General features: G+C 67.9%; 17 protein-coding genes and 1 pseudogene. 5 read left to right on the top strand and 13 right to left on the bottom strand.

What is annotated here, in order from left to right:
• Positions 1-231 precede the first annotated feature (231 nt).
• Positions 232-885 (top strand): prepilin-type N-terminal cleavage/methylation domain-containing protein, encoded by a 654-nt coding sequence (locus tag ENSA7_RS45870; protein WP_106092599.1) that lies wholly within the window; start codon positions 232-234, stop codon positions 883-885.
• A gap of 100 nt (positions 886-985) precedes the next feature.
• Positions 986-1,504, top strand: coding sequence for a nuclear transport factor 2 family protein (locus ENSA7_RS28855; protein WP_106092598.1), 519 nt, complete (start codon positions 986-988; stop codon positions 1,502-1,504).
• Positions 1,505-1,507: 3 nt separating this feature from the next.
• Here ENSA7_RS28855 and ENSA7_RS28850 read toward each other — a convergent pair whose 3' ends face one another.
• The 3 genes from ENSA7_RS28850 to ENSA7_RS28840 form a co-directional block, all read right to left on the bottom strand.
• Positions 1,508-3,130, bottom strand: coding sequence for an aldehyde dehydrogenase family protein (locus ENSA7_RS28850; RefSeq protein WP_106092597.1), 1,623 nt, complete (start codon positions 3,128-3,130; stop codon positions 1,508-1,510).
• Between the two features lie 47 nt (positions 3,131-3,177).
• Entirely contained in the window at positions 3,178-3,840 is a 663-nt protein-coding gene (locus ENSA7_RS28845; protein WP_106092596.1) for a sterol desaturase family protein, read from the bottom strand.
• Between the two features lie 81 nt (positions 3,841-3,921).
• Positions 3,922-4,929 (bottom strand): prolipoprotein diacylglyceryl transferase, encoded by a 1,008-nt coding sequence (locus ENSA7_RS28840; protein ID WP_146158248.1) that lies wholly within the window; start codon positions 4,927-4,929, stop codon positions 3,922-3,924.
• Between the two features lie 23 nt (positions 4,930-4,952).
• On the opposite strand from ENSA7_RS28840, the gene ENSA7_RS28835 reads away from it, so the two are divergent.
• Positions 4,953-6,824 (top strand): trypsin-like serine peptidase, encoded by a 1,872-nt coding sequence (locus tag ENSA7_RS28835; RefSeq protein ID WP_181234214.1) that lies wholly within the window; start codon positions 4,953-4,955, stop codon positions 6,822-6,824.
• A gap of 125 nt (positions 6,825-6,949) precedes the next feature.
• Here the strand turns inward: ENSA7_RS28835 and ENSA7_RS28830 are convergent, their stop codons facing one another.
• Positions 6,950-7,792: a hypothetical protein gene (locus ENSA7_RS28830; protein ID WP_146158247.1), complete on the bottom strand. Its 843-nt coding sequence runs from the start codon at positions 7,790-7,792 to the stop codon at positions 6,950-6,952.
• A 99-nt stretch (positions 7,793-7,891) separates the two neighbouring features.
• Positions 7,892-9,505, bottom strand: a pseudogene (rpoD, locus tag ENSA7_RS28825) (RNA polymerase sigma factor RpoD); the annotation flags it as partial.
• Between the two features lie 1,112 nt (positions 9,506-10,617).
• Between rpoD and ENSA7_RS28820 the strand changes: the two are divergent.
• Together ENSA7_RS28820 and ENSA7_RS28815 are read left to right on the top strand one after the other, a co-directional pair.
• Positions 10,618-11,019, top strand: coding sequence for a hypothetical protein (locus ENSA7_RS28820; protein ID WP_146158246.1), 402 nt, complete (start codon positions 10,618-10,620; stop codon positions 11,017-11,019).
• A gap of 37 nt (positions 11,020-11,056) precedes the next feature.
• Positions 11,057-12,256, top strand: a complete 1,200-nt coding sequence (locus ENSA7_RS28815; RefSeq protein WP_146158245.1) for a hypothetical protein — start codon at positions 11,057-11,059, stop codon at positions 12,254-12,256.
• 12 nt (positions 12,257-12,268) lie between these two features.
• On the opposite strand, the gene ENSA7_RS28810 is transcribed toward ENSA7_RS28815, so the two are convergent.
• The 8 genes from ENSA7_RS28810 to ENSA7_RS28775 form a co-directional block, all read right to left on the bottom strand.
• Entirely contained in the window at positions 12,269-14,107 is a 1,839-nt protein-coding gene (locus ENSA7_RS28810; protein WP_244923952.1) for a sensor histidine kinase, read from the bottom strand.
• Between the two features lie 25 nt (positions 14,108-14,132).
• Entirely contained in the window at positions 14,133-14,939 is an 807-nt protein-coding gene (locus ENSA7_RS28805; RefSeq protein ID WP_106092588.1) for a phosphate ABC transporter ATP-binding protein, read from the bottom strand.
• A complete protein-coding gene (locus ENSA7_RS28800) occupies positions 14,932-15,705 on the bottom strand; it encodes a phosphate ABC transporter ATP-binding protein (RefSeq protein WP_106092757.1) in 774 nt (257 codons plus the stop codon). Before ENSA7_RS28800 ends, ENSA7_RS28805 begins: the two co-directional genes overlap by 8 nt.
• Entirely contained in the window at positions 15,705-16,574 is an 870-nt protein-coding gene (pstA, locus tag ENSA7_RS28795; RefSeq protein ID WP_106092587.1) for a phosphate ABC transporter permease PstA, read from the bottom strand. Before pstA ends, ENSA7_RS28800 begins: the two co-directional genes overlap by 1 nt.
• 11 nt (positions 16,575-16,585) lie before the next feature.
• Entirely contained in the window at positions 16,586-17,485 is a 900-nt protein-coding gene (pstC, locus tag ENSA7_RS28790) for a phosphate ABC transporter permease subunit PstC (protein WP_106092586.1), read from the bottom strand.
• A gap of 15 nt (positions 17,486-17,500) precedes the next feature.
• Complete coding sequence (phoU, locus tag ENSA7_RS28785) at positions 17,501-18,580, bottom strand: phosphate signaling complex protein PhoU (protein ID WP_106092585.1); 1,080 nt, start codon at positions 18,578-18,580, stop codon at positions 17,501-17,503.
• A 26-nt stretch (positions 18,581-18,606) separates the two neighbouring features.
• Positions 18,607-19,491 carry a phosphate ABC transporter substrate-binding protein gene (locus tag ENSA7_RS28780; RefSeq protein WP_106092584.1) on the bottom strand — a complete coding sequence of 295 codons (885 nt, stop codon included), beginning with the start codon at positions 19,489-19,491 and terminating at the stop codon, positions 18,607-18,609.
• A 344-nt stretch (positions 19,492-19,835) separates the two neighbouring features.
• On the bottom strand, positions 19,836-21,086 hold a 1,251-nt coding region (locus tag ENSA7_RS28775; RefSeq protein WP_106092583.1), incomplete at its 5' end, for a porin.

Below are 21,086 nucleotides of genomic sequence, written 5' to 3'. Positions count from 1 at the left end.
GATTTTTGGTCGGCGGCCGAACTTCGTCGGACGCTGTGCGGCACTCGGACAATTGCGCGCGGGGCCGATGCTCTCAAGCCCACGGAATCCTTTGACTTGTCGACCTGCGATTCGCGGGCACGCGTGCTGCTTCTCTTCGACAGGCGAAATAGGGAGATCCGCTCACCAGCACGCTCGCTTGCGCGCAACCCCAACAACGAGATGGGTCAGAGATCAGACGGAGCAAGGACAATGAAAAAGATCGACATCAAACAACTCAAGAGCGCAAAGGGCTTTACCCTCATCGAACTCATGATCGTGGTCGCGATCCTCGGCATCCTCGCCGTGGTCGCGGTCCCAGCGCTGCAAAAGTACATGCGTCGGGCCAAGACCGCGGAAGCGAAGACCCAGCTGGCCAAGATCTACGACTCGGCCTCGAGCTTCTTCAAGAGCGAGCACGCCGATCGTGGCGCGACCGCGTTCATCGGTGATGGTGGCGCGGTCGAGGACATGGCGCCGCACCGCTGCCCGCACCCCGACGGCGTGCCGACCGGTGGTGAGGCAAGCATCACGCCGGCCCTGGCCACCAACTGCAACCAGGGCCCCGGTGGTCGCTGCATCCCGGCGACCGGCGGTGGTCCTGCGGGCTACTACGACATCGCGGACTGGAACGACAACGCGGTGTGGAACGGCTTGAACTACCTGCAAGAGCAGGGGCACTACTTCCACTACAACTTCGTCGCGACCAACGAGATCGTCGGTTACGGCCGCTGCCAGTTCACCGCGCAGGCGTTCGCGGACCTCGACGACGACGCGGTGTACTCGACCTACGAGCGCAGCGGCGCGGGCGATCAGCAGGGCGTCAACGCGGCGATCGGGCTGTACGTCGATCAAGAAGTCGAGTAGCTGACACGCGCTGACTCGACCCCCGCGAGCGAGCGGAGGCACCGCGCCTCCGCTCGTTTTTTGCGCTGCGTCGACCGTGCGATCTGCTACGACAACTATCATGTCGCAGTCACCACTCACGCCCGCACAAGAGAAGCAGGTCCACGTTTGGCGACGGCACACCTACGCGGAATTTGTCACCAAGGACCTCGACGGCGTGCTCGCGACGATGGTCTCCGAATCTCACGTCTTGATGGTGCCCACGGGCCTGGGCGGGGTCGGCCACGCCGCGCTGACGGTGTTCTACGGCGAGCGCTTCATCCCCCAGATCCCGGGTGACATGCGGCGGATCTCAATCTCGTTGACCGTGGGGATTGACCGGATCGTCGAGGAGCTGATCTACGAGTTTACCCACGACATCGAGATGCAGTGGTTGGCGCCGGGGGTCGCGCCCACCTACAACGCGGTGGTGCTGCCGGTCACGGCGATCGTTGAATTCGAGCGCGACAAGATTGCGCACGAGCACCTCTACTTTGATCAGGCCACGCTGCTGATCCAGCTAGGGGTGCTGCAGCCTGGCGCGCTGCCGATGAATGGAGTCGAGAGCGCGCACAAGCTGATGGCGGCGATGCACCTGTGATGTCTAAAACTTCTTGGACTCGTCGGAGTCGCTGGACTCGCTGTTCATGCTCGCCAGCATGCGGGCGGCGTCGAGCAGCGCGCGGCCCTTGGCCCGGAGACCCCGCGAGTAGATGACCCGCACGGCGGTCTGCACGAGCTCGTAGCTATACGGACGCACGGGGTGAAAGCTGACGCTGCGTCCGAGGGGGACCCGGTCCTCGACGATCGCCTTGGTGTAGCAGCACGCGCGCAGGCCCTCGGGTCCGTTGATGCGGCCAAAGCCGGAGTTGCCGACGCCGCCGAACGGCAGCGCCTGCATCATGTACGCGACGCCGTAGTCGTTGACGACGGTCATGCCCGTGCGCAGCTGTCGGGCGATCCGCTGGCCGCGGGCGCGGTCGCAGGTGAACACGCTCGAGCCGAGTCCGTAGGGGCAGTCGTTGGCCAGGCGCACGGCCTCGGCCTCGTCGCGCACGCGGATCACGACCATGACCGGGCCAAACACCTCTTCTTGGGTGATGCGCATGGTGTGGTCGACGCCGACGAGCAGCGTGGGCTCGAAGTACTGGCCGGCGAGCGCCGGGTTGCGGCGGCCGCCGACCAGCGCCGTGGCGCCGCGCTCGAGCGCGTCGTCGACCAGCGCCGAGATGATCTCGAGCTGCGCGGGCATGGTCGTGGCTCCGCAGTCGACGATCGCGTGGGTCAGCGGCGGGCCCTGGCGCAGGGCGGCGACCCGGGCCCGCATGGTCTCGACGAACTGATCGTGGACCTCGTCGAACACGTAGATTCGCTCGGCGCCCACGCACATCTGCCCGCAGGCCGTGAACACCCCGAGCATGGCCGCGTCGGCGGCCTGCTCGAGGTTCGCGTCGTCACACACGATCAGCGGATCTTTGCCGCCGAGCTCGAGCACGACCGGGGTCAGATCGTCGCTGGCGGTCGCCATGACCTTGCGGCCGTTGCCCGGGGAGCCGGTGAAGAACACCTTGTCGACGCCGCCGCGGACCAGGTGGGCCCCAGATTCGCCCCAGCCAGTCACGACCTGGACCAGGTCGGCGGGCAGGCCATGCTTGCGCAGGATCCGATGGACGATCTCGAGGTAGTCGCCGGCCGACCACGAGGTCCACTCGCTGACCTTGACGACCACCGCGTTGCCGGCGAACAGCGCGGGGATCAGCGGGCAGAAGATGTTGTGAAACGGGAAGTTCCACGGGGCGATGACCGCGACGACCCCGAACGGCAGGTACTCGACGCGCCCGCGCTTGTGCAGCAAGAACCCGGGACTACGTGGATCGGGGCTCAGATCCCGCTCACCGTTGGCGATCGTGTAGCGCAGCTTCTCGCAGACCGGGAACACCTCGCCCATCGCCGCGTCGATCAGCGTCTTGCCCGAGTCGCGCGCGGCGAGGTGACAGATGTCGGCCTGGTGCTCGACGATCCACGCCAGCAGATCACGAAACACCTCGCGGCGCTTGGCGAAGCTGGTCGCGGCCCACTGCGGCTGCACGGCTCGCGCGCGAGCGATGATCGCCTCGACCCGCTCGCGGTCCATGACCTCGACCTCGCCGAGTCGCTCGAGGGTCGCAGGATCGTGGCACTCGATGGGTGGCAGCTTGGAGGTGGTTCGGGCGCTTCCTTCGGGCATCGCGGGGGGACGCTAGCCGGCGGTCGCCGGAACCGGAGTGGCGTGGGTCACTCGGCGGTGCCAAACACCAGGTCGGGGATCGGCGTGATCGAGGCGTAGTTGCCCGCGCGCATGCTCGAGTGATGGCGGGCGTGCTTGCGAACCATGTACGCGACCGGGCGCAGCCACGCGTGGCGAAAGTCCAGGCCCGAGTGGATCACGATGTTCAGCCACGAGTAGATCGCCAGGGCCACGGCGAAGCCCCACAGCGAGATCGGGCCGACGATCCAGATGCAGGCGATGAACAACAGCACGCCCATCGCGTTCTCGATCGGGTGCACGTACAGGCTCTCGATCGCGGTCGGGTACTTGACGGTGTGGTGGAGGACGTGGACCCACTGCAGCCGGCCGTGAAACAGGTAGCGGTGCATGCAGTAGTAGATCAGGTCGTACAGGACCAAGGTCGCGACGACGTCGGCGACCACGCCCAGCGCCGAGGTCTCGCCCGTGTGCAGCAGCCAGCCCTGTCCGCCGTAGGTCAGGCCCACGATCAGCGCGCCCGAGAGCAGCGAGTTGGGCAGCATCACGCGGGCGATCCGGCGCAGATCCTTGCCGCGCAGCGGGTAGATCTTGTAGCCGTCGCTCGAGCGCGAGACATAGGTGACATAGAGCAGGACCTCGAGCAGAGCGGAGGCCACCAGCACGGTGATCAGGGTGACGTGGACGGCCATGGCGAAGCGGCGCGACGGTAGCACCGCCCGCCGCCCTGACTACCTGCCAAGATCACACCCCTGTGATCGCGCTGAGGCGGGCTACTTGCGCGTGTAGCTCAGCTTGAAGGTGACCGGCTCGCTGAGCTGGTCGGCGTCGAGCTTGTGGTGGACCGTGAGCTTCTGCCGATCCGCGGACAGCACGTAGACCAGGGTCTTGACCGCGTCGGGGGCATCGAACACGACGATCATCTTGCTGCCCTTCTCGAGCACGCGGCCGAGGTACTTGTCGCCCTTGAAGGACATGCTGACCTTGGGTCCGCCGATCACGCAGGTCATGGTCGAGCCGTTTGACCAGTTGAAGGTGATCTTGTCGCCGGAGATCGACATCTTGATCTCGTCGTCGATGATCTGCGTCTTCGTCAGGCGCTTGCGGGCGATGCCCCGGATGATCCCGGCGACCTGGTTGGCGCCGAATTCGATCGCCTCTTCCAAGGCCTTGCGCTGGGAGCTGCCGCCCGAGAACCGAAAGGTGCCGTCGTAGTCGGCGATCGTGATCGGGGCGGGCTTGGCAGGCTCGACGGGCTCCGGCTTGGCGGCCGGCTGGGGGGCCGGCTGGGGGGACGGTGCGGCCGCAGCCGAGTCTGCAGGTTGCTCACCGGGGACCGCCGCGGGCTGGTCGCCAGGGGTGGGCTCGGGCTGTCCGGCCTTGACCGATCCCGATGCGGACGCGGACGCGGACGCCGACCCGCCGTCGGACTTGCTCGTGGGCACGCTGGCGCCAGCGAGCTCTTCCGGCGAGTCGGCTTCCGCAGGCTCGCCTGGCTCGACCTCGGCGCCATCGTCTGGCGCGACCGGGGGCTCGCCGTCGTCGGGCGCGACGGCGGTGGTCGGCTCCGTCGGGTCTGCGGCTGGATCTGGCGTGGCAGCGACAGCGACCTCTTCGGCTTCGATCTCGTCGAGCCAGGGGTCGTTGAGCGGATCGGTGTCGGGCCGATCCTCGGCGCTCTTGCAGGCCGTGACCGCGAGCAGGAGGCCCAGGCCGAGACCAACCCACCGACCGAGGCGGTCGGACGATGGACGCAAACTCGTGGGTGCCGAAGCGTGCATCGCGACAGGCTACCATCCCGGGGATGGGCCCGCGCCAGATAGTCGGTCTTCGCCCCAACGAGAGTCGGCTCGGTGAGCTGGGGCCGCGGACCCAGGCGCTGGTCGAAGCGGCCGCGTCCGAGCCCCGCGACACCTGGGCCCCAGCGTCGGCGTCGCCGGGCGAGCGCGCGCAGGACCATGCCCCGCAGCGGACCGTCGACGGCGATAATTTCTTGCCGTCCTGGTTCTTGCGCGTGGGCTCCGAGCGGGCCCGCTCGGTCGCGCGGATCGAGATCTTCGACGGCGGCAAGACCTACTTTGGAACCGGCTTCATGGTCAGCCCGAGCCTGTTGATGACCAACCACCACGTGCTGCCGCGCCTCGCGGTCGCGCGCGGCGCTCGGGTGTTCTTCGACTTCGAGGACGACGAGCACGGCCGGCAGCTGAGCCCGCAGGTGTTCGTGCCCCAGCCCGACCGCTACCTGTTCGGCGACCCGATCCTGGACTTCGCGCTGGTCGCGATCGAGGGCGATCCGGGCGCGCGCTGGGGCACGATCCCGCTGCGCCACGCGGCGACCGGGGTCGAGGTCGACGCGCGGGTGAACCTGATCCAGCACCCTCGCGGCGGCCGCAAGCAGGTCGTGATCCAGGGCAACCACATCACGAAGGTGGTCAAGTCGGCGATCCATTATCTCGCGGACACCGAGGGCGGGTCGTCGGGCTCGCCGGTGTTCAACGCGCGCTGGGAGCTCGTCGCGCTGCATCACTGCGGCGGCGCGCGCGACAACGTGGGCGTGCGGACTGACGTGATCCTCAAGCTGTTGACGGTCGCGGGCTCGCAGCGGGGCGCGAGCCCGCTGTTGCGCGAGCTGCTCGACGGCGTGGCCGGGAGCGGTGACTTTGGCCTGTTTGCGACCACTGGCCTGACACCGCCGAGCCCCGAGGCGAGCGACCGGGAGCTGCCGTCAGCGCGGACCGTGCTCGACTGGATGGGTGGCGCGGAGTTTCTGGATCCTGGCCACTGGGATCTCGGCGCCCTGTTCTCGGGGCTGTCTGGCGGGCTGTCTGGCGGGCTGTCTGCCGAGCAGCACCAGCCCAAGCTCGACGCGATCACCCGGGCCGTCGTCGAGGCCGGCGCCGACTTCATGGTGCTCGAGGGGATCCCGGGTCCGCTGCGTGCGGCGCTCGGGCGGACGCTGGGCCAGGCCGGGCTCGGGGTGGTCGAGCTCGGACGCCACGCGCTGCTGTGTCTCGACGCCGCCGTCGATGCCCAGCCCTGCGATCTCGACCCGATCTCGACCCAGCTGGCGAGCAGCGTGTGCAACGGACGTCGAGTCCTGCCGGAGGGGTTCGTGCGTCTGCAGATCACGCTCGCGCGATCGGGCGCCGCGAGCACGCGGGCGCTCTACCTGCTCTTCGTCGAGCTCGACGCCGGCCGCGACCTCCCGTCGCGGGCCCATCGCAACGAGCTCGCGCGGGTGCTTGGGGAGCTCGCGCTGGCCAGCGGGCGTGACGTCGTGGTGCTCGGGCTGCTCGCTGGGGTGCTGGACCGGCCGGGCCTGTCCGAGCTCGTCGCGCCGCCCGAGCTCACGATCATGGCCGCGCCTCCGCGGGCGGGCGATGATCACGACGTCGGCGCGATCGCATGGATCGGCGACGGCCTGGGCGCGGACCTCGAGCACGTGTACTGCTGGCCCGACGTCCGCACGCTGCGGCTCGACCCCAAGGTCGAGCGTCACGAATTCGATCGACGCGTCGAGCTGGGGCCGGAGCTGAGCGCGGCGGGGGCACCCTTGCTGCTGCGGGGGCGCTTCGGCGAGCTCGAGCGCAACCCAGCGCCGATCATCGACGAGCCCCAATCGCGCGAGCTGATCGTGAACGGATACGTGCGATCGATCGTCGTGACCAATAGTTAGATAGATTGTCCGCACGTCGTACGACCCATCGACACGGGGAAATGGGTTGAGAGCCCCCTCTCAGGGGGCCACACATGCGCCTGCGAACAATAGACCCCGAGGAGCGAGAGGAACCCGTCGGCGCTCTAGAACCGGCCCGCGACCCCGAACGAGGCGCCCGAGGGCTGGCGGCCAAGACCGCCGAGCGGGGCGACGACGGGGGTCAAGCTGCGCTGGGCGTTCCACGTCTCGAACTTGCGGTGGCGCTTCAACCCGCCCCCGAGCAGGCCCGCGCCGGTCACGATCGACGCCGCAGACACCGGCAGGAGCACCTGGCCGTAGGGCATGTCGCCGTTGCCCTGGATGGGGAGCGAGATTCCCCCCGCGATCACGCCGACGGTTCCCGCCACCATGCAGGTCACCCCGCTCGCGACCAGGCCGATGCCAGACTTGGGGACGACATCGGGGCCGCCGTGGGGTGTCGTCCACTCGCGGTACTTGTCGCGACGCTGGCGGCCAACTAACGCCGCGCTGAGGCCCGCGATGATCGCCGCGCCGCCGATCACCGCGCCCGGGATCCACACCGCGATGTCTTCGTCGATCGCGATCATGCCGATCGAGACGCCGGTGAGCACGAGTCCGCCGCCGGACAAGATCGCTCCGACCGCGACGCGGCCACGACCGTCGGGGAGAGGTCGGTGCGGGAGCACGGGCTCGAGCGACTCGACCGGCTCGAAGGGATCGAGCGGGGTGTCGGCGTAGGTCGGGAGCTCGGCGTCGTAGCTGGGCAGGCGCGGCTGTTCGGGCGGAGGCGCCGGCTGCTGGACGGGCACGAGCGCTGGCTCGGACACGTCATCGGCGAACTCGGCGGGCTCGGCGGGCTCCGCGGAGGGCGAGTCCTGCTCGACGGTCGGCTCAGACGGGGCCGCGAGCGCGGTGGAACTCGTCGCCAGGGCCACCGTCAGCACACCAAGCAACTGCACTCGCATGCACCTACGGTCCCCGAACGACCTGGTTGGTTCAAGTCGAAATTGCGGGGGGTGCAGCGCTCGGTTGGCCGAGCCGACCAACCGGGCGCCAGGGTCCGCTCAGTCTTCGACGAACTCGCGCAGCTGCTTGGACCGCTCGGCCTTGCGCAGCTTGCTGAGCGCCTTCGCCTCGATCTGCCGGATCCGCTCGCGGGTCACCGAGAAGTCCTTACCGACCTCCTCGAGCGTGTGATCCGAAGCCTCACCGATACCAAACCGCAAGCGAAGGATCTTCTCTTCACGCGGGGTCAAGCTGGCCAGCGCGCGGCGGGTCTCGTCGGACAGGTGGCGGTCGACCACGCCAGAGCCGGGATCGAGCGCGTTCTTGTCCTCGATCAGATCGCCGAGGCTCGAGTCGCCGTCTTCGCCCAGCGGGGTCTCGAGGCTGATCGGCTCCTTGGCGATGCGCAGGATGCTGCGGACCTTCTCGACGGGCATGCCCATCTTGGTCGCGATCTCTTGGTGGGTCGGCTCGCGGCCGTACTCCTGGACGAGCTGCCGCGTGGTCCGGATCAGCTTGTTGATGCTCTCGATCATGTGGACCGGGACGCGGATCGTGCGGGCCTGATCCGAGATCGCCCGGGTGATCGCCTGCCGGATCCACCAGGTCGCGTAGGTCGAGAACTTGTAGCCGCGCTGGTACTCGAACTTGTCGACGGCCTTCATGAGGCCGATGTTGCCCTCTTGGATCAGGTCCAAGAACTGCAGGCCGCGGTTGGTGTACTTCTTGGCGATCGAGACGACGAGTCGGAGGTTGGCCTCGACCAGCTCGGCCTTGGCGGCCTCGCGCTCACGCCGGGCCCGGCGCAGATCGTCGTACAGCGCGACCAGCTCGTCGGCTGAGACGCCGAGCTCCTGCTCGACCCGACGGATCCGCTTGTTGGCGACCTTCATGCGGGAGATCAGCTCGTGCAGCTCCCACGGGTGCAGGCCGAGCTTGCGGCACAGCTTGAACTCTTCTTGCTCGCGCAGGCGCACGCCCTCGAAGGTCGAGCGGAGCTCCTCGAGGTCGACGCCCGCACGGCGCTCGCAGTCCTGCACTTCGCGCAGGGCTCGCCGCACGTTCTCGACCGTCTCGCTGAGCTCCTCGCTCATCTCTTCGATCGACTTTCGGCTGAGGCGCATGTCGATCATGGACCGCACGGCGGCCTCTTGCTGCTCGGCGCGCTTGCCCAGGTCCTTGCTGTCGTCGCCGGTGGCGGCGTCGATCTCGACCTCGACCGGTGCCGGTGCGACTGCCGGTGCCGCGGCCACTGCGTCTGCGTCTGCGTCGGGCTCGCTCTCGATGTCGGGCGGGCTGTCGGCGTCGACCTCGCGCAGCTTCTCGTCGATGCGATCGAGCTCGCGCTGGTGCTTGCGCAGGCGCTTGAGCTGGATCTTCATGTTCTCGATCGCGGCTTCTTGGCCGGTCGGCTCGTCATCCTGGCCGGGGCGCTTCTCGTCGGTCTTGGCCGGGATCACGAACGCGTCCTTGACCCTGACCAGGTTGCGCTCGACTCGCTCGCACAGATCCACCACGTAGGGGATGGCGATCGGGCTGTTGAGGACGATGTCGATGACCTTGTTCTCACCGGTCTCGATGCGCTTGGCGACCTCGATCTCGCCCTCGCGGGTGAGCAGCGAGATCGTGCCCATCTTGCGCAGATACATGCGTACGGGGTCGACACTCCGTCCGCGCTCGTCGATCAGGCGGGGCTTGGCCTGGGGCTTGTCTCGACTGGTTGTGGCGCGCGGTTTGATGGAGCTCGGGCTCTTGTTCATGAACACCCTCCGGGGTGGATCGAATCGATTCGCTCGTGCAGGCGATGGCGACGCCGTCGCTCGCTGCGAAGCAAGCAGTCGCCGGTGCAGGCCACCGGCCAGACACGAAACGGTGTGCAGGTATATCCGCAAACCGGCGTAGGTCCACCGCGCGAGCGTGCTGAGTGGTCCCAAAGCGCAGGGAGTTGCGCGGGTAGCCGGCGGCATGCCATGGCCGCCGACAGCGAGCGATGGCTCGATGCCGATGATGATGACCAATAGTGGCTAGCCGTGGGTGACACCGATGACCACGGCGCACGTAACGTCGACGCGTTCGCGCGGCGCCCAGCAGACGCGTTCGCGCGGCGCCCAGCAGACGCGTTCGCGCGGCGCTCAGCAGACGCGCCACCACGGACCGAGGCCCGAAGCTGGCGTACACGCACGGCTACGCGGGCCTCACGCTCGAGGCCCTGATCACCCTGATCATCTTGATCATCAGCGCGAGCGAACTCGCGGCGTGGTTCGCAACCCACGCGAATCGGCTCCACCGGTTTGATTCGCGCATCCTACCGCAAGGACAGTGTGATCGGCCTGAGAGTGACGAAAACAGCGGTGCGACATCCCACGAACTCGGCGATCGGGGCCGAAATTGGCGACGGAGTTCCCGCCCCGCGCGTGCTTGGAAGCAAATCGCGGGCCATGGATCTCAGATCTCACCGGGGGGATGGCCTATCGCCAACGAGACCGCTCTCACGCCGTTTTGGGCGGACCGCGTCAAGCGTGCAGGTAGCGGGCGAAGATTTCTGGGTGTAGGGGCCTGGGGCGCATGAGGCGCTTGATCGGTGGCGCCAGGCGGCCCGCGGGGCGCGGTCGGGAGTCCGGGTGTCGATCTGCATCAAAATTGCGGGGTCCAATCGGGGCACTCCGCGCACTATCGAGATTCGATGGGAGCTTCGATGGGAGCTTCGATGTTTGCGCGCACTTCGTGTGTCTGCGGTTCGACAAGCGATTGACAGGATCCGGCGAGTGCTTGTTAATGACGACCGGTGGACGATCTGGCTGAGCGCTTCGCCCGGGCCGAGCGGCAGGGGCTCATAAAAATTGTCCGTGGCTCGACGAGCATGCCCATATCTGAGCTGCTGGCGCTGGTCGAGACCGGGCGAACCGGGCGCTTGCTCGGGACCTTGACGATCGCCGAGTGCTGCGAGGGCGAGGCCAACGAGGACGCGGTCGAGCTGCACAGCAAGGCCCGGCTGCGCGAGACCTACGACGCGCGGATCCTCGAAGCCCTGCGTGACGCCGACGAGCCGCTGTCGCCGTCGGAGGTGTGCGAGCTCGTTGGCGGCACGACCCACGACGCCCGCACGGCGCTGCAGCGGCTGGCCGCGGCCAAGAAGATCACGCGCACGTGGAAGTCGCGCGGTCACGGCTATCAGCTGGGGTGTTGAGGCCCACCTGAAGCCCGCGGGCTTGTAGGCTTGCCGCGTGTCCGCTCTGGTCTCTAAGTCCACCCCGTGGCCTGCACGCATCGCCCTCGCCGCCGGGCTGCTCGCGCTGGCCGGGTGCAACCGCAAGAACGTGGCCGAGCGCATGCTCGGCGACCCCGCCCACGAGCTCGCCGCGGCGCGCTGCGGCGGGGCCGGGCAGATGCTGCGGCCGCTGATCATCGAGTGGCCCGCGACCGATCGGGCGTCGCTCGAGAGCCGGCTGCGACGCGGCCTGGTCGTGGTCCGCTACGAGGGCTGCGTGGTCGAGGTCCTGCGCGAGTGCGCGGCGCCAGCGGGCAGCTACGACTACCTGGGCATCACCCGCAAGAGCGATCAGATCACGATCCGCACGACCGATGAGCTCTACGCCAACATGCCGCTGACGGCGGTGACGCTCGAGGCCAAGCTCGCGACCGCGGGTGAGCTGAACGTCTCGATGGCGCTGGTCGGCAACTATGAGGCCGCGCGCGCGAGGTTTGATATCAGCGAGCTGCAGGGTCGCTGCGAGGGCGCGACGCATGTGGTCGCCGCGGCGCAGGTCGGCGCGTTCGCGTTCTATACCGGCGCCGCCGCCGAGGTCGGGACCGAGCTCGAGGTCGAGAAGGTCGCGGGCGTCGGGGCGCGCAGCACCGCCAGTCGCGAGATCCTCAACCACGACGGCGACGCGGACGCGTGCCTGGGCTCGACGCCAACTGACACCACGCCGCCGGCCGAGTGCGGCGCGCTGCTGCGGCTCGAGCTCAGCGCCCTCGACGGGATCGTCCCGACCTGCCAGCCCGGCAGCGTGTGGAACGGCAGCGCGTGCGTGACCAACCAGCGCGCAGCCAGTGAGGCCCAGCAGGCCCGCGATCAGGCCAAGGCCACCAAGCGGGCCGAGAACCAGGAGATCGCCTGGCAGCTGTGCGGGATCCAGATGCAGTGCGAGGCCCAGCGCGCGGGCGTGCTGCCGCCCGAGGGCGACGCTTATCAGCGACAGATGCGGGCCTGCACCGCGATGACGAGCGTGATGATCAATGACTACACCCGGCCGCAGGCGCGCAAGTGCATCGCCGACGCGCCGTCGATCGGCTGCGCCGCGTTCGAGACCTGCGTGATGGGTCCAGACAGCGACGCCGACGCCGACGCCGACCCCGACTTTGGCGAGCCGGACGAGTTCGGTGAGCCGGACCATGGGTTTGGCACGGAGCCAGACTGGTGATCACGTCTAGCGCTAGCTGAACTCGTCGTCGTCGTCGTCGTCGTCGTCGTCCGTGGCTGCGGCGAGCCGCAGCCAGAAGCACGAGCCGTTGGGCTCGCGCGGATCGACGCCGACGTCGCCGCCCATCGCCTCGCTCAGGTTCTTGACGATCGCCAGACCCAGCCCGGTCCCGCCCATGTGGCGTGAGCGACCGGGGTCGACCCGATAGAACCGCTCGAACACACGGCGGCGCTGGTCGGGGGCGATGCCGGGGCCCCGATCCCGCACCTCGATCCGCACGCTGGCCCCTTGCTGGCACGCCGCGAGCTCCACGAGGCCGCGCTCGGGCCCGTACTTGACCGCGTTCTCGACCAGGTTGACGAGGATTTGCTCGAGCGCGCTGGCGTCCCCGCGCACGCGCAGCTCGGGGTCGATGTCGAGCTCCAGGGTCACGCTGCGCCGCCGACACGACTCGCTGACGGACTTGCTGACCGCGTGGGCGACCGAGGCCATCGACAGCGCGCGCATCTCGATCGTGTACTTGCCGGCCTCGATCCGCGAGATGTCGAGCAGGTCCGAGATCAGCTGGCCGAGTCGCTCCGAGTTGCGCCTGATCGCGTCGAGGAAGCGCCGGGCCAGGACCGGCTCGTCGAGCGCGCCCGACAGCAGGGTCTCGGTGTTGGCCTGAATGATGCTGACGGGGGTGCGCAGCTCGTGCGAGACGTTGGCGACGAAGTCACGGCGCACGGTCTCGAGCCGGCGGATCTCGGTGACGTCGTGCATGACCAGCACCGCGCCGCCCGACTCACCCTGAGGCGTGGCCCGGACCATGAGGTGGCGCTGGCTGGCGCCGGAGTCGAGCGTGATGTCGATCGTGCGCGCCTCACCGCGCACCGCGTGGTCGAGCACGTCCGAGAGCTGCGGGATGTGGACGGCGTCGAGCAGCAGGCGGCCGCGTGGATCTTCGTCGAGCGAGAGCAGCTCGCGGGCCGAGCGGTTGCTCGAGATGATCCGCCGGTTGCGATCGACCGCGAGCACGGCCTCGTCCATCGAGTGGATCACCGTCTCGAACAGGTCGCGCTCCGCGGCGAGGGCCTTGACCGTGCGCTCGAGCTCTTCGGACACGAGGTTGATGGAGCCGGCGAGTCCGCCGAACTCGTCGGTGCTAGCGATTGGTAAACGTCGATCTTTGTCACCCTCTGCCATCGCTCGTGCTGCCTCCATGAGCTCGCGGACCCGGCCGTACATCATGCGCGACGCGACCAGGCCCGCGCCGATCGCCAGACCCAGCGACAGCAGCCCGCCGAACACCAAGATCGCACGCATCCCGGCGATCGAGTCGCCCACCGTCTCGAGCGGGGTCGCAACCCGCACCACCGCTCCGCTGTTGATCCCGCCCTGCCCGCTCGCGCTGGAGGTGCCCGCCGGCGTCGCCAACATCGCGCAGTACAGCATGTCGGTGCTGACCGTGTTGCTGTGCCGCCGCGCGAGCCCGCAGGTGTCGGCGCCCGCGGCCAGGATCTCGGGACGACCTGCGTGGTTCTCGACCGTAGCGAGCTCGCTCAGCGGAACCTCGGAGTCGCCGACCACCGTGCCGTCGCCCCGCACGACGGTGACCCGGGCCTCGATCGAGGCGCCGAGCTGATCGGCGAGCGGGTCGATCAGCTCGGCGGTCCACTCGCTCGAGCTGGCCGGAGCGCCGTGGTGGAGGAGATCGCGGGCGGCGCGAGTGAAGCGGGCCAGATCGGCCTCCATCCGGCTCTCGGTCGCGACCCGAAACCGCCACTGAAGGTACCCGCCCGCGGCGAGATCCGTGACGACCACGATCAAGATCGTGACGATGAGGAACTTCGCTCGAACACCAAGGTTCATCGCGTTCACGGGCGCGCTGTCAGAACTAGCCGTAGCGACCTTCAATGTAGTCCGCCGTCGATTGGTTCTTGGGCGAGACGAACATCTTGGCGGTCTCGGTGTGCTCGACCAGCTTGCCGTGCAGCATGAACGCGCACTCTTCCGTGGCGCGCCGGGCCTGGGCCATGTTGTGGGTCACGATCAAGATCGTGTAGTCGCCCTTCAGCGACCAGATCAGCTCTTCGACGGCCGCGGTGCCGTCGGGGTCGAGGGCCGAGCAGGGCTCGTCCATCAGCAGCACGCGGGGCTTGACCGGCAACAGCCGGGCGATGCACAGCTTCTGCTGCTCCTCGAGCGACAGGCGGATCGCCGGCTCGCCCAGGCGATCTTTGACCTTGTCCCACAGCAGCACGGTGCGCAGCGACTCCTCGACGATCTGCGCCTCGACCTCCTTCGAGGGCCGGGACTTGCGGTCGCCATCGCGGTGGGTTCGCAGCCCAAACAGGACGTTGTCGCGGATCGACAGGGGCAGCGGGTTGGGTCGCTGGAACACCATCCCGATCTGCTTGCGGACCTGCAGCAGCTCGACGTTGGCGCCAAAGATGTCATGGCCGAGCACGTCGATCGTGCCGGTCGTGCGCACGTAGCCGAGCCGCTCGACGATCCGGTTGATGCTGCGCAGGAGCGTGGACTTGCCGCAGCCCGACGGGCCGATCAGCCCCGTGACCCGCCCCGCGCGGACGTCGAAGTCGACGTCGAACAGGGCCTGAAAGTCGCCGTACCACAGGTTGAGGCCGCGGGTCTGGATCGCGTGCTTCGGCGCCTGAGGTTGCGGCTTGGATTCGTCAGCCAAAACGGCCCTCGATGTAGGCTCGGGTTTTGTCGTGCTGGGGATCGTTGAACAGCTCGTTGGTCGGCCCGACCTCGACGCACTGGCCCTGCAAGAAGAACGCGGTGCGGTCGGCCAGGCGGCGGGCCTGCTGGGTCAGGTTGGTGACCAGCACGATCGTCATCTCCGACTTGAGCTGCTTGAGCACGTCTTCGATGCGCATGGTCGTGACCGGATCGACGGCGATCGAGAACTCGTCGAGCAGCAGCAGGTCGGGCTCTTGCGAGAGCGCCCGCGCGATCGTCAGGCGCTGCTGCTGACCGCCCGAGAGCAGGCTGCCGAGCGCGCCCAGCCGGTCCTTGACCTCGTCCCACAGGGCCGCGCGCCGTAGGCATCGCTCGACGGTCACGTCGAGCTCGGCCTTGGCCCGGACCCCGCGCAGCCGGGGCGCGAGCGCGACGTTGTCGTAGACCGACAGCGGCAGGCCGACGGGCAGCGGGAACACCACGCCGACGCTGCGGCGCAGCGCGTAGAGGTTTCGCCAGTCACGCAGATCTTTGCCGCGGTACATGACGGTGCCCTCGAAGCGCATGCCCGGCGTGAACGTGTCCATGCGGTTGAGCACGCGCAAGAACGAGGTCTTGCCGCTGTTCGCCGGGCCGATGATCCCAAAGATCTCGTTGCGATACACGTCGAAGTTGGCGCCGGACAGCGCCGTGTGTCGCCCGTAGTGGACCGAGAGCTTGCGAGCCTCGATCTCCTTGACGGGTGCTGGGGCTGAGTCGCTCATCACCACTTCTTGCGGTTGCGCAGCACCATCCGCAGGGCGATGGAGGCAGAGTTCATGATCAAGACCATGCCGATCAGCACCAGCGCGACGCCGTAGGGCAGGGACTCCGGGACGTTCGGCACCTGGGTGGCGACCACGAACAGGTGGAGCGAGAGCGCCATGGTCTGGTCGAACACGCTCTCGGGCAGGAACGGGAGGAAGAACGCGGCGCCCGTGAACATGATCGGCGCGGTCTCGCCGGCCGTGCGGGACACCTCGAGGATGATCCCGGTGAGAATGCCGCTGATCGCGTTGGGCAGCACGACCCGGGCGATCGTCTGCCAGCGGGTCGCGCCCATGTTCCAGCACGCCTCGCGGAACGGCTGGGGCACGGCCTGCAGCGACTCGCGGGTGGACACGATCACGACCGGCAAGGTCATGATCGCCAGGGTCAAGCTGGCCGCCAAGATGCTCGTGCCAAACCCGAAGAACAGCACGAACGCGCCCAGCCCGAACAGCGCGTGGACGATTGACGGGACCCCGGCGAGGTTGATGATCGCCAGGTTGATCAGCCGGGTCAGCCAGTTATCGGGGGCGTACTCGCTCAGGTAGATCGCGGCCGCGACACCCACCGGGATCGAGGCGATCAGCGCGACGAGGACCAGCGCGATGGTGCCCATCAGCGCGGGAAAGATCCCGCCCGTGGTCATGCCGCCGGTCGGGTTCTCGGTGAGAAACGCCCACGACAGGGCCGGGCCGCCCTTGTAGACCAAGACCGCGAGGATGATGACGACCGGCAGCACCAGCAGCAGCGTCATGCCCAAGAACAGCACGCGCATGCCCTGTTCGATGCGCCAGTTGTGGGCGTTGAGCTCAGTCGGTTCGAACATCTACGGGCTCCTCAGGATCGCTTGATGCCGCGCATGACCAAGTCGGCCGTGAGGTTGATGATGAAGGTGACGGCGAACAGCAAGATGCCGAGGGTGAACAGGGCCTGGTAGTGCTCGCTGCCGACCGCGGTCTCGCCGAGCTCGGCGGCGATGGTTGCCGTGAGCGCGCGGACCGAGTCGAAGATGCTGTCGGGCACGTTGATCGAGTGGCCGCTGGCCATGAGCACGGCCATGGTCTCGCCGAAGCCCCGGCCCACACCCAGCAGCACCGCGGCCATGAGCCCGTGCTTGGCGGCCGGGAGCACGACCTTCAAGGTCACCTGCCAGCGCGTGGCCCCGAGCGCCTCGGCGGCCTCGCGGTAGCGGTCGGGCACGGCCTTGAGCGCGTCTTCGGCGATCGTGGTCATGATCGGCGCGGCCATCAACGCGAGGATCACCCCGGCGTTGAGGATGTTGAGACCCACGGGCACGTCGAACATGTCGATGATCAGCGGGTTCATGATCGACAGCCCGATGAAGCCCCAGACGACCGAGGGGATCGCCGCGAGCAGTTCGATCAGGATCTTGAGGATCTCGCGGGTGCGACCCTGCGCGAACTCGGCGATGTAGATCGCCGCGCCGATCGAGAACGGGATCGAGAGCAACACCGCGAGTCCGGTGATGCTGGCCGTCCCGGCGATCAGCGCGAACGCGCCGTAGGTCGGGTTCGAGTCCGAGGTGGGTCGCCACGCCGGGTCGAAGAAGAACTCGCGCAGGTCGAGGCCATCGGTGATGAACCCCAGGCCCTCGCGGGTGATGAACAAGAAGATCCCGATGATGAAGACGATCGCCGAGATCCCCCCCAGGAACACCAGGCTTGCCATCGCCTTATCCACGTACCAGTGGAAGTCGCGGACGTCTTCGTGTTGCATGCGAAGTGCGAGCGTTCAGCTCGGGTCGGTCCCACGCAGCCGCTCCATCAAGGAGCTCAGGTGGGCGTTGAGTTCACGGACCAGGGCGTCGAGCGCTGCGGCGCGTGCCTCTGGCGGGGTGTCGGCCGCGGGGACCGGGATGTCGTTCCAGCGCAGGAGGATCGTGTGATAGGGGATGTGCGGGAGCTGCTCGTGCTCGGCGTTGATCGCAACGACGACGTGATACTCGACCGGTGACTCGGCGAACTCCGTGGCCAGGCGTGGCCGCGTGACCGTGAGCACGAAGCGATCGGCGACCGAGGCCAGCTCCGGGTGCGGGGCGCTCGCTGGGGCCCAGCCGGCGCTGGAGTAGACCCCGGCGTCGGGAAACTGCTTGGCCGCGAGCGCGGCCGCGAGCTGGCTGGCCAGGTCGTTGCGCTCGTCGTAGAACAAGATCCGAAACACACGGGGGGCCTTGAGCTCGCCCGTGGCCACGAACATCGCCTCGTCGCAGATGTTCTTGCCCTGGTCGCTGAAGCGCTCGATCTTGCCGAAGATCTTGAGCAGCGAGGCCTGCTGAAGCGCCGGCCGCTGGGACGCGTCGTCGATCAGCGCCTGGAAGTGCTCGTCGTAGAGGCGATCGATCCGCTTGCCGACCCGCTTGGTCGTCCGCGCGAGCTCGACGTCGGCCTCCAGGAACGCCCGCACGGCGGCTTCCAGCATGCCCCACGCCATCTCGGCCATGTCGCTGATCTGCTTGATCATGTCGTCGCCGAGCGGGGTCTCGAGCTGAAGCACCACGCGGCTGATCGTGACCGCGTAGTCGCCGGCTCGCTCGAGGGCGATCGTCATGCGCAGCACCGATGAGATGAAGCGCAGGTGCTTCGCCGCAGGCAGGTGGCGAGCGACGAAGGCGTGACACAGCTCGTCGATGGCGCGGATCTGTCGGTTGATCGCGAGGTCGTCGACCGCGATCTCGTAGAGCATGTCGCGGTCGTCAGTACGAACGGCCCGGACACAGCGCTCGAGCCCCGAGGCCACACCCTTGCCGACGAGATTAATCGCCTCGCGGATCGCCTCGAGATCTTGGGTGAGTCGGCGTTCGTAGTGGGACATCGCAGTCGCTCGCGTTCTGGGCGAGGCTACCCGCAGCTGACCGCGTTCACGGGAGCGTAGCCCTTGTCCTTCATGATACACTGCCCAGTGTCGCTCAGGACCCAATTGAGGTACTTCTCGAGGGCTCCGCTTGGCTTGCCCGAGGTGTACATGAGCAGCGGGCGAGCGATCGGATAGGACTCGTCGCTGGCGGTGGCGATCGTCGGCGCGATGCAGGGCGCCGCGTCGTCCTTCTTGACGCACGGCATCACGATCTCGTCGGTGGCGTAGGCCAGCCCGCTGTAGCCGATCGCACAGGGTGTCTTCTCGACCAGGTCGACGACGTCCTTCGAGCCGTGCATGTCGCGGGAGCCGAGCTTGTACTCGACCTCCTTGCCGAGCACGGCCGAGCGGAAGTAGGCGTAGGTGCCCGAGTTGTTCTGGCGGCTGACCAGCACGATCTCGTCGCTCGAGCAGCCTGGCACGGTGATGCCGAGGTCACTCCACTTGTCGACGCCGCCACCCTCGCCGTAGATGCTGGCGAGCTGGGCGATCGTGAGCTCGCGCAGGGGGTTGTCCTTGTGCACGAACACCGCGAGCGCGTCGTAGCCGACGATGTGCTCGACCGGATCCACGCCGTTCTTCTTGGCCAGCGCGATCTCCTCGTCCTTCATCTTCCGCGACGAGTTGGCGATGTCGACGGTGCCGTTGATCATCGCCGAGATGCCGGTCCCCGAGCCGCCGCCCGTGACCGCGATGACCGTGTTCGGATCGACCTTGGCGTACTCTTCGGCCCAGGCTTGCGCCACGTTGACCAAGGTGTCCGACCCTTTGTTCTGAATCACCGTGCGACCGGAGGACCCGCGGCCGCAGGCGCTGCCGGCCAGCATGCTCATGGCGGCGAGGGAGAGAAGCAGGTTCTGGGTGGACATCACGGGGGGGAAGGTACTCAAGCCTCGACGCGGGAAAAGCCCGATTCTCGGCCGGCACACAGATGTAACACTTGCAGCGGATGCGCGCGCCTGGGCGGAACGCGGGCCCCCAAACGCGGCGCGGACTCTCCTCACGATCTTCCGGACAAACGCGATCTCGGCCGCGTTCACCGCTGCGGCGCGGGTGCCGATCATGGCGCACTCGCGCCGCGCAGGCCCGGTTTGAGCCCAGCAACGCCGAACCTGGCGAGGTTGCCGCACGAGCGGAGTGGGGCCGTCGGGAGAGATCTCGTGGCACCCCGTGGGCCGAGCTTCGGCCTGACCGTGGCGGGGCCGAAGCTCGCTCAGAACGAGATCTGCGCTTGCACGCGGACCTCGTCGATGCCCTGGCCGATCGCGTCGTCCCAGATCCGAAAGTAGTCGGCCTGCAGCTTGTAGGGGTGACCCGCGATGTACCAGCTCAGCCCGCCGCCAACTTCGCGACGATCGCTGATCGAGGTCTCGACCCCGGCCTCGCCGATCGCCCGGATCTCGCTGTAGCGGCCGGCCACCTCGAGCGGGACGTAGGGGATCATGTACCCGGCCTGCACGTACCAACCCAACCCGTTGCGCGGGGCCTCGACCGCGGCGGGGACCAGGTCGCCCATGTCGTCTTCGATCTCCACGTCGCCAGCGTGGCGCTGGCCCTGGCGCCAGAACAACTCGCCCGAGATCGACAGACCGAGGAGCTTGAACACCAGGCCGGCGTTGGCGTTGTGATAGTCGGTGGTGCCGCCGTCGGTGGGCGTGCTGCCCTTGGTCCCGCGGGTGAACACCGCGTCGTCCATGTACGAGTACGCGACGCCGAGTGACAGGCGCGGCTTCTTGGTTCGATCGAAGTCGCCCTCGGTGTAGTCGTCGAAGTGGCCGATCGGCGCGACCTCGAGGCGGGCGATGTAGACCAGGCCGCCGCGCCCGGTGACCGGCTCGAGCGTGTAGTTGTCACGCCCGCCGCCCATGTACACGCCCGCGTAGTAGCGCAGCTTGCCGAGCCCGCCGAAGTCCTTCGAGCGGATGTCGATCCCGATGTCGCGATCGAGGTCGAACTCGGAGCCGACGATCGAGCGGTCGACCAGCTGCAGCTTGCCCGACGAGATCACGCGCTGCTGGCTGTAGGGCAGCTTGTACTGGCCGATCCGGACCGTCAGGTTGCGCAGGTAGTCGAAGTCCACGTAGAAATCTCGAAGGATCGTGAACCTGGCGGTGCTGTTCTTCAGCGCGATGTCGCGGGGCGAGAACGACAGCTCGAGCTTGTACTTGTTGTGCTCGCCGAACACGTTGCCCGCGAACGCCAGGCGGGCGCGACGGAGCTGAAAGGTGTGCGACACCGGCTCGACGTCGGGGGCCGCGTCGTTGTCGTGATCGAGCGTGTACAGCAGCTGGACCCGGAGTCCGGTCGTGATCGAGTACTTGCCGTCCTTGCTCGACAGCGTCAGGCCCTTGCCCGGCCGAAACCGGACCCGCTCGGCGTCGATCGGCACGTCTTGGAGCAGGAGCCGCTGCTTGGTGGGGACCAGCGGTGAGACCGCGTCCTCGTCGGCCCCGGGGGGTGGCGC

This window comes from Enhygromyxa salina (genome assembly GCF_002994635.1).
Classification (GTDB): Bacteria; Myxococcota_A; Polyangia; order Nannocystales; family Nannocystaceae; genus Plesiocystis; species Plesiocystis salina_B.
The sequence above is the reverse complement of the archived record's forward strand: the minus strand, read 5'-3'. Positions and strand labels throughout refer to the sequence as shown.

Bases quoted from the DNA above. Each gene is read 5' to 3' on its own strand.
- ENSA7_RS45870 (WP_106092599.1), top strand. From the start codon at position 232: ATGAAAAAGATCGACATCAAACAACTCAAGAGCGCAAAGGGCTTTACC.
- ENSA7_RS28855 (WP_106092598.1), top strand. From the start codon at position 986: ATGTCGCAGTCACCACTCACGCCCGCACAAGAGAAGCAGGTCCACGTT.
- ENSA7_RS28850 (WP_106092597.1), bottom strand. From the start codon at position 3,130: ATGCCCGAAGGAAGCGCCCGAACCACCTCCAAGCTGCCACCCATCGAG.
- ENSA7_RS28845 (WP_106092596.1), bottom strand. From the start codon at position 3,840: ATGGCCGTCCACGTCACCCTGATCACCGTGCTGGTGGCCTCCGCTCTG.
- ENSA7_RS28840 (WP_146158248.1), bottom strand. From the start codon at position 4,929: ATGCACGCTTCGGCACCCACGAGTTTGCGTCCATCGTCCGACCGCCTC.
- ENSA7_RS28835 (WP_181234214.1), top strand. From the start codon at position 4,953: ATGGGCCCGCGCCAGATAGTCGGTCTTCGCCCCAACGAGAGTCGGCTC.
- ENSA7_RS28830 (WP_146158247.1), bottom strand. From the start codon at position 7,792: ATGCGAGTGCAGTTGCTTGGTGTGCTGACGGTGGCCCTGGCGACGAGT.
- ENSA7_RS28810 (WP_244923952.1), bottom strand. From the start codon at position 14,107: ATGAACCTTGGTGTTCGAGCGAAGTTCCTCATCGTCACGATCTTGATC.
- ENSA7_RS28800 (WP_106092757.1), bottom strand. From the start codon at position 15,705: ATGAGCGACTCAGCCCCAGCACCCGTCAAGGAGATCGAGGCTCGCAAG.
- pstA (WP_106092587.1), bottom strand. From the start codon at position 16,574: ATGTTCGAACCGACTGAGCTCAACGCCCACAACTGGCGCATCGAACAG.
- pstC (WP_106092586.1), bottom strand. From the start codon at position 17,485: ATGCAACACGAAGACGTCCGCGACTTCCACTGGTACGTGGATAAGGCG.
- phoU (WP_106092585.1), bottom strand. From the start codon at position 18,580: ATGTCCCACTACGAACGCCGACTCACCCAAGATCTCGAGGCGATCCGC.
- ENSA7_RS28780 (WP_106092584.1), bottom strand. From the start codon at position 19,491: ATGTCCACCCAGAACCTGCTTCTCTCCCTCGCCGCCATGAGCATGCTG.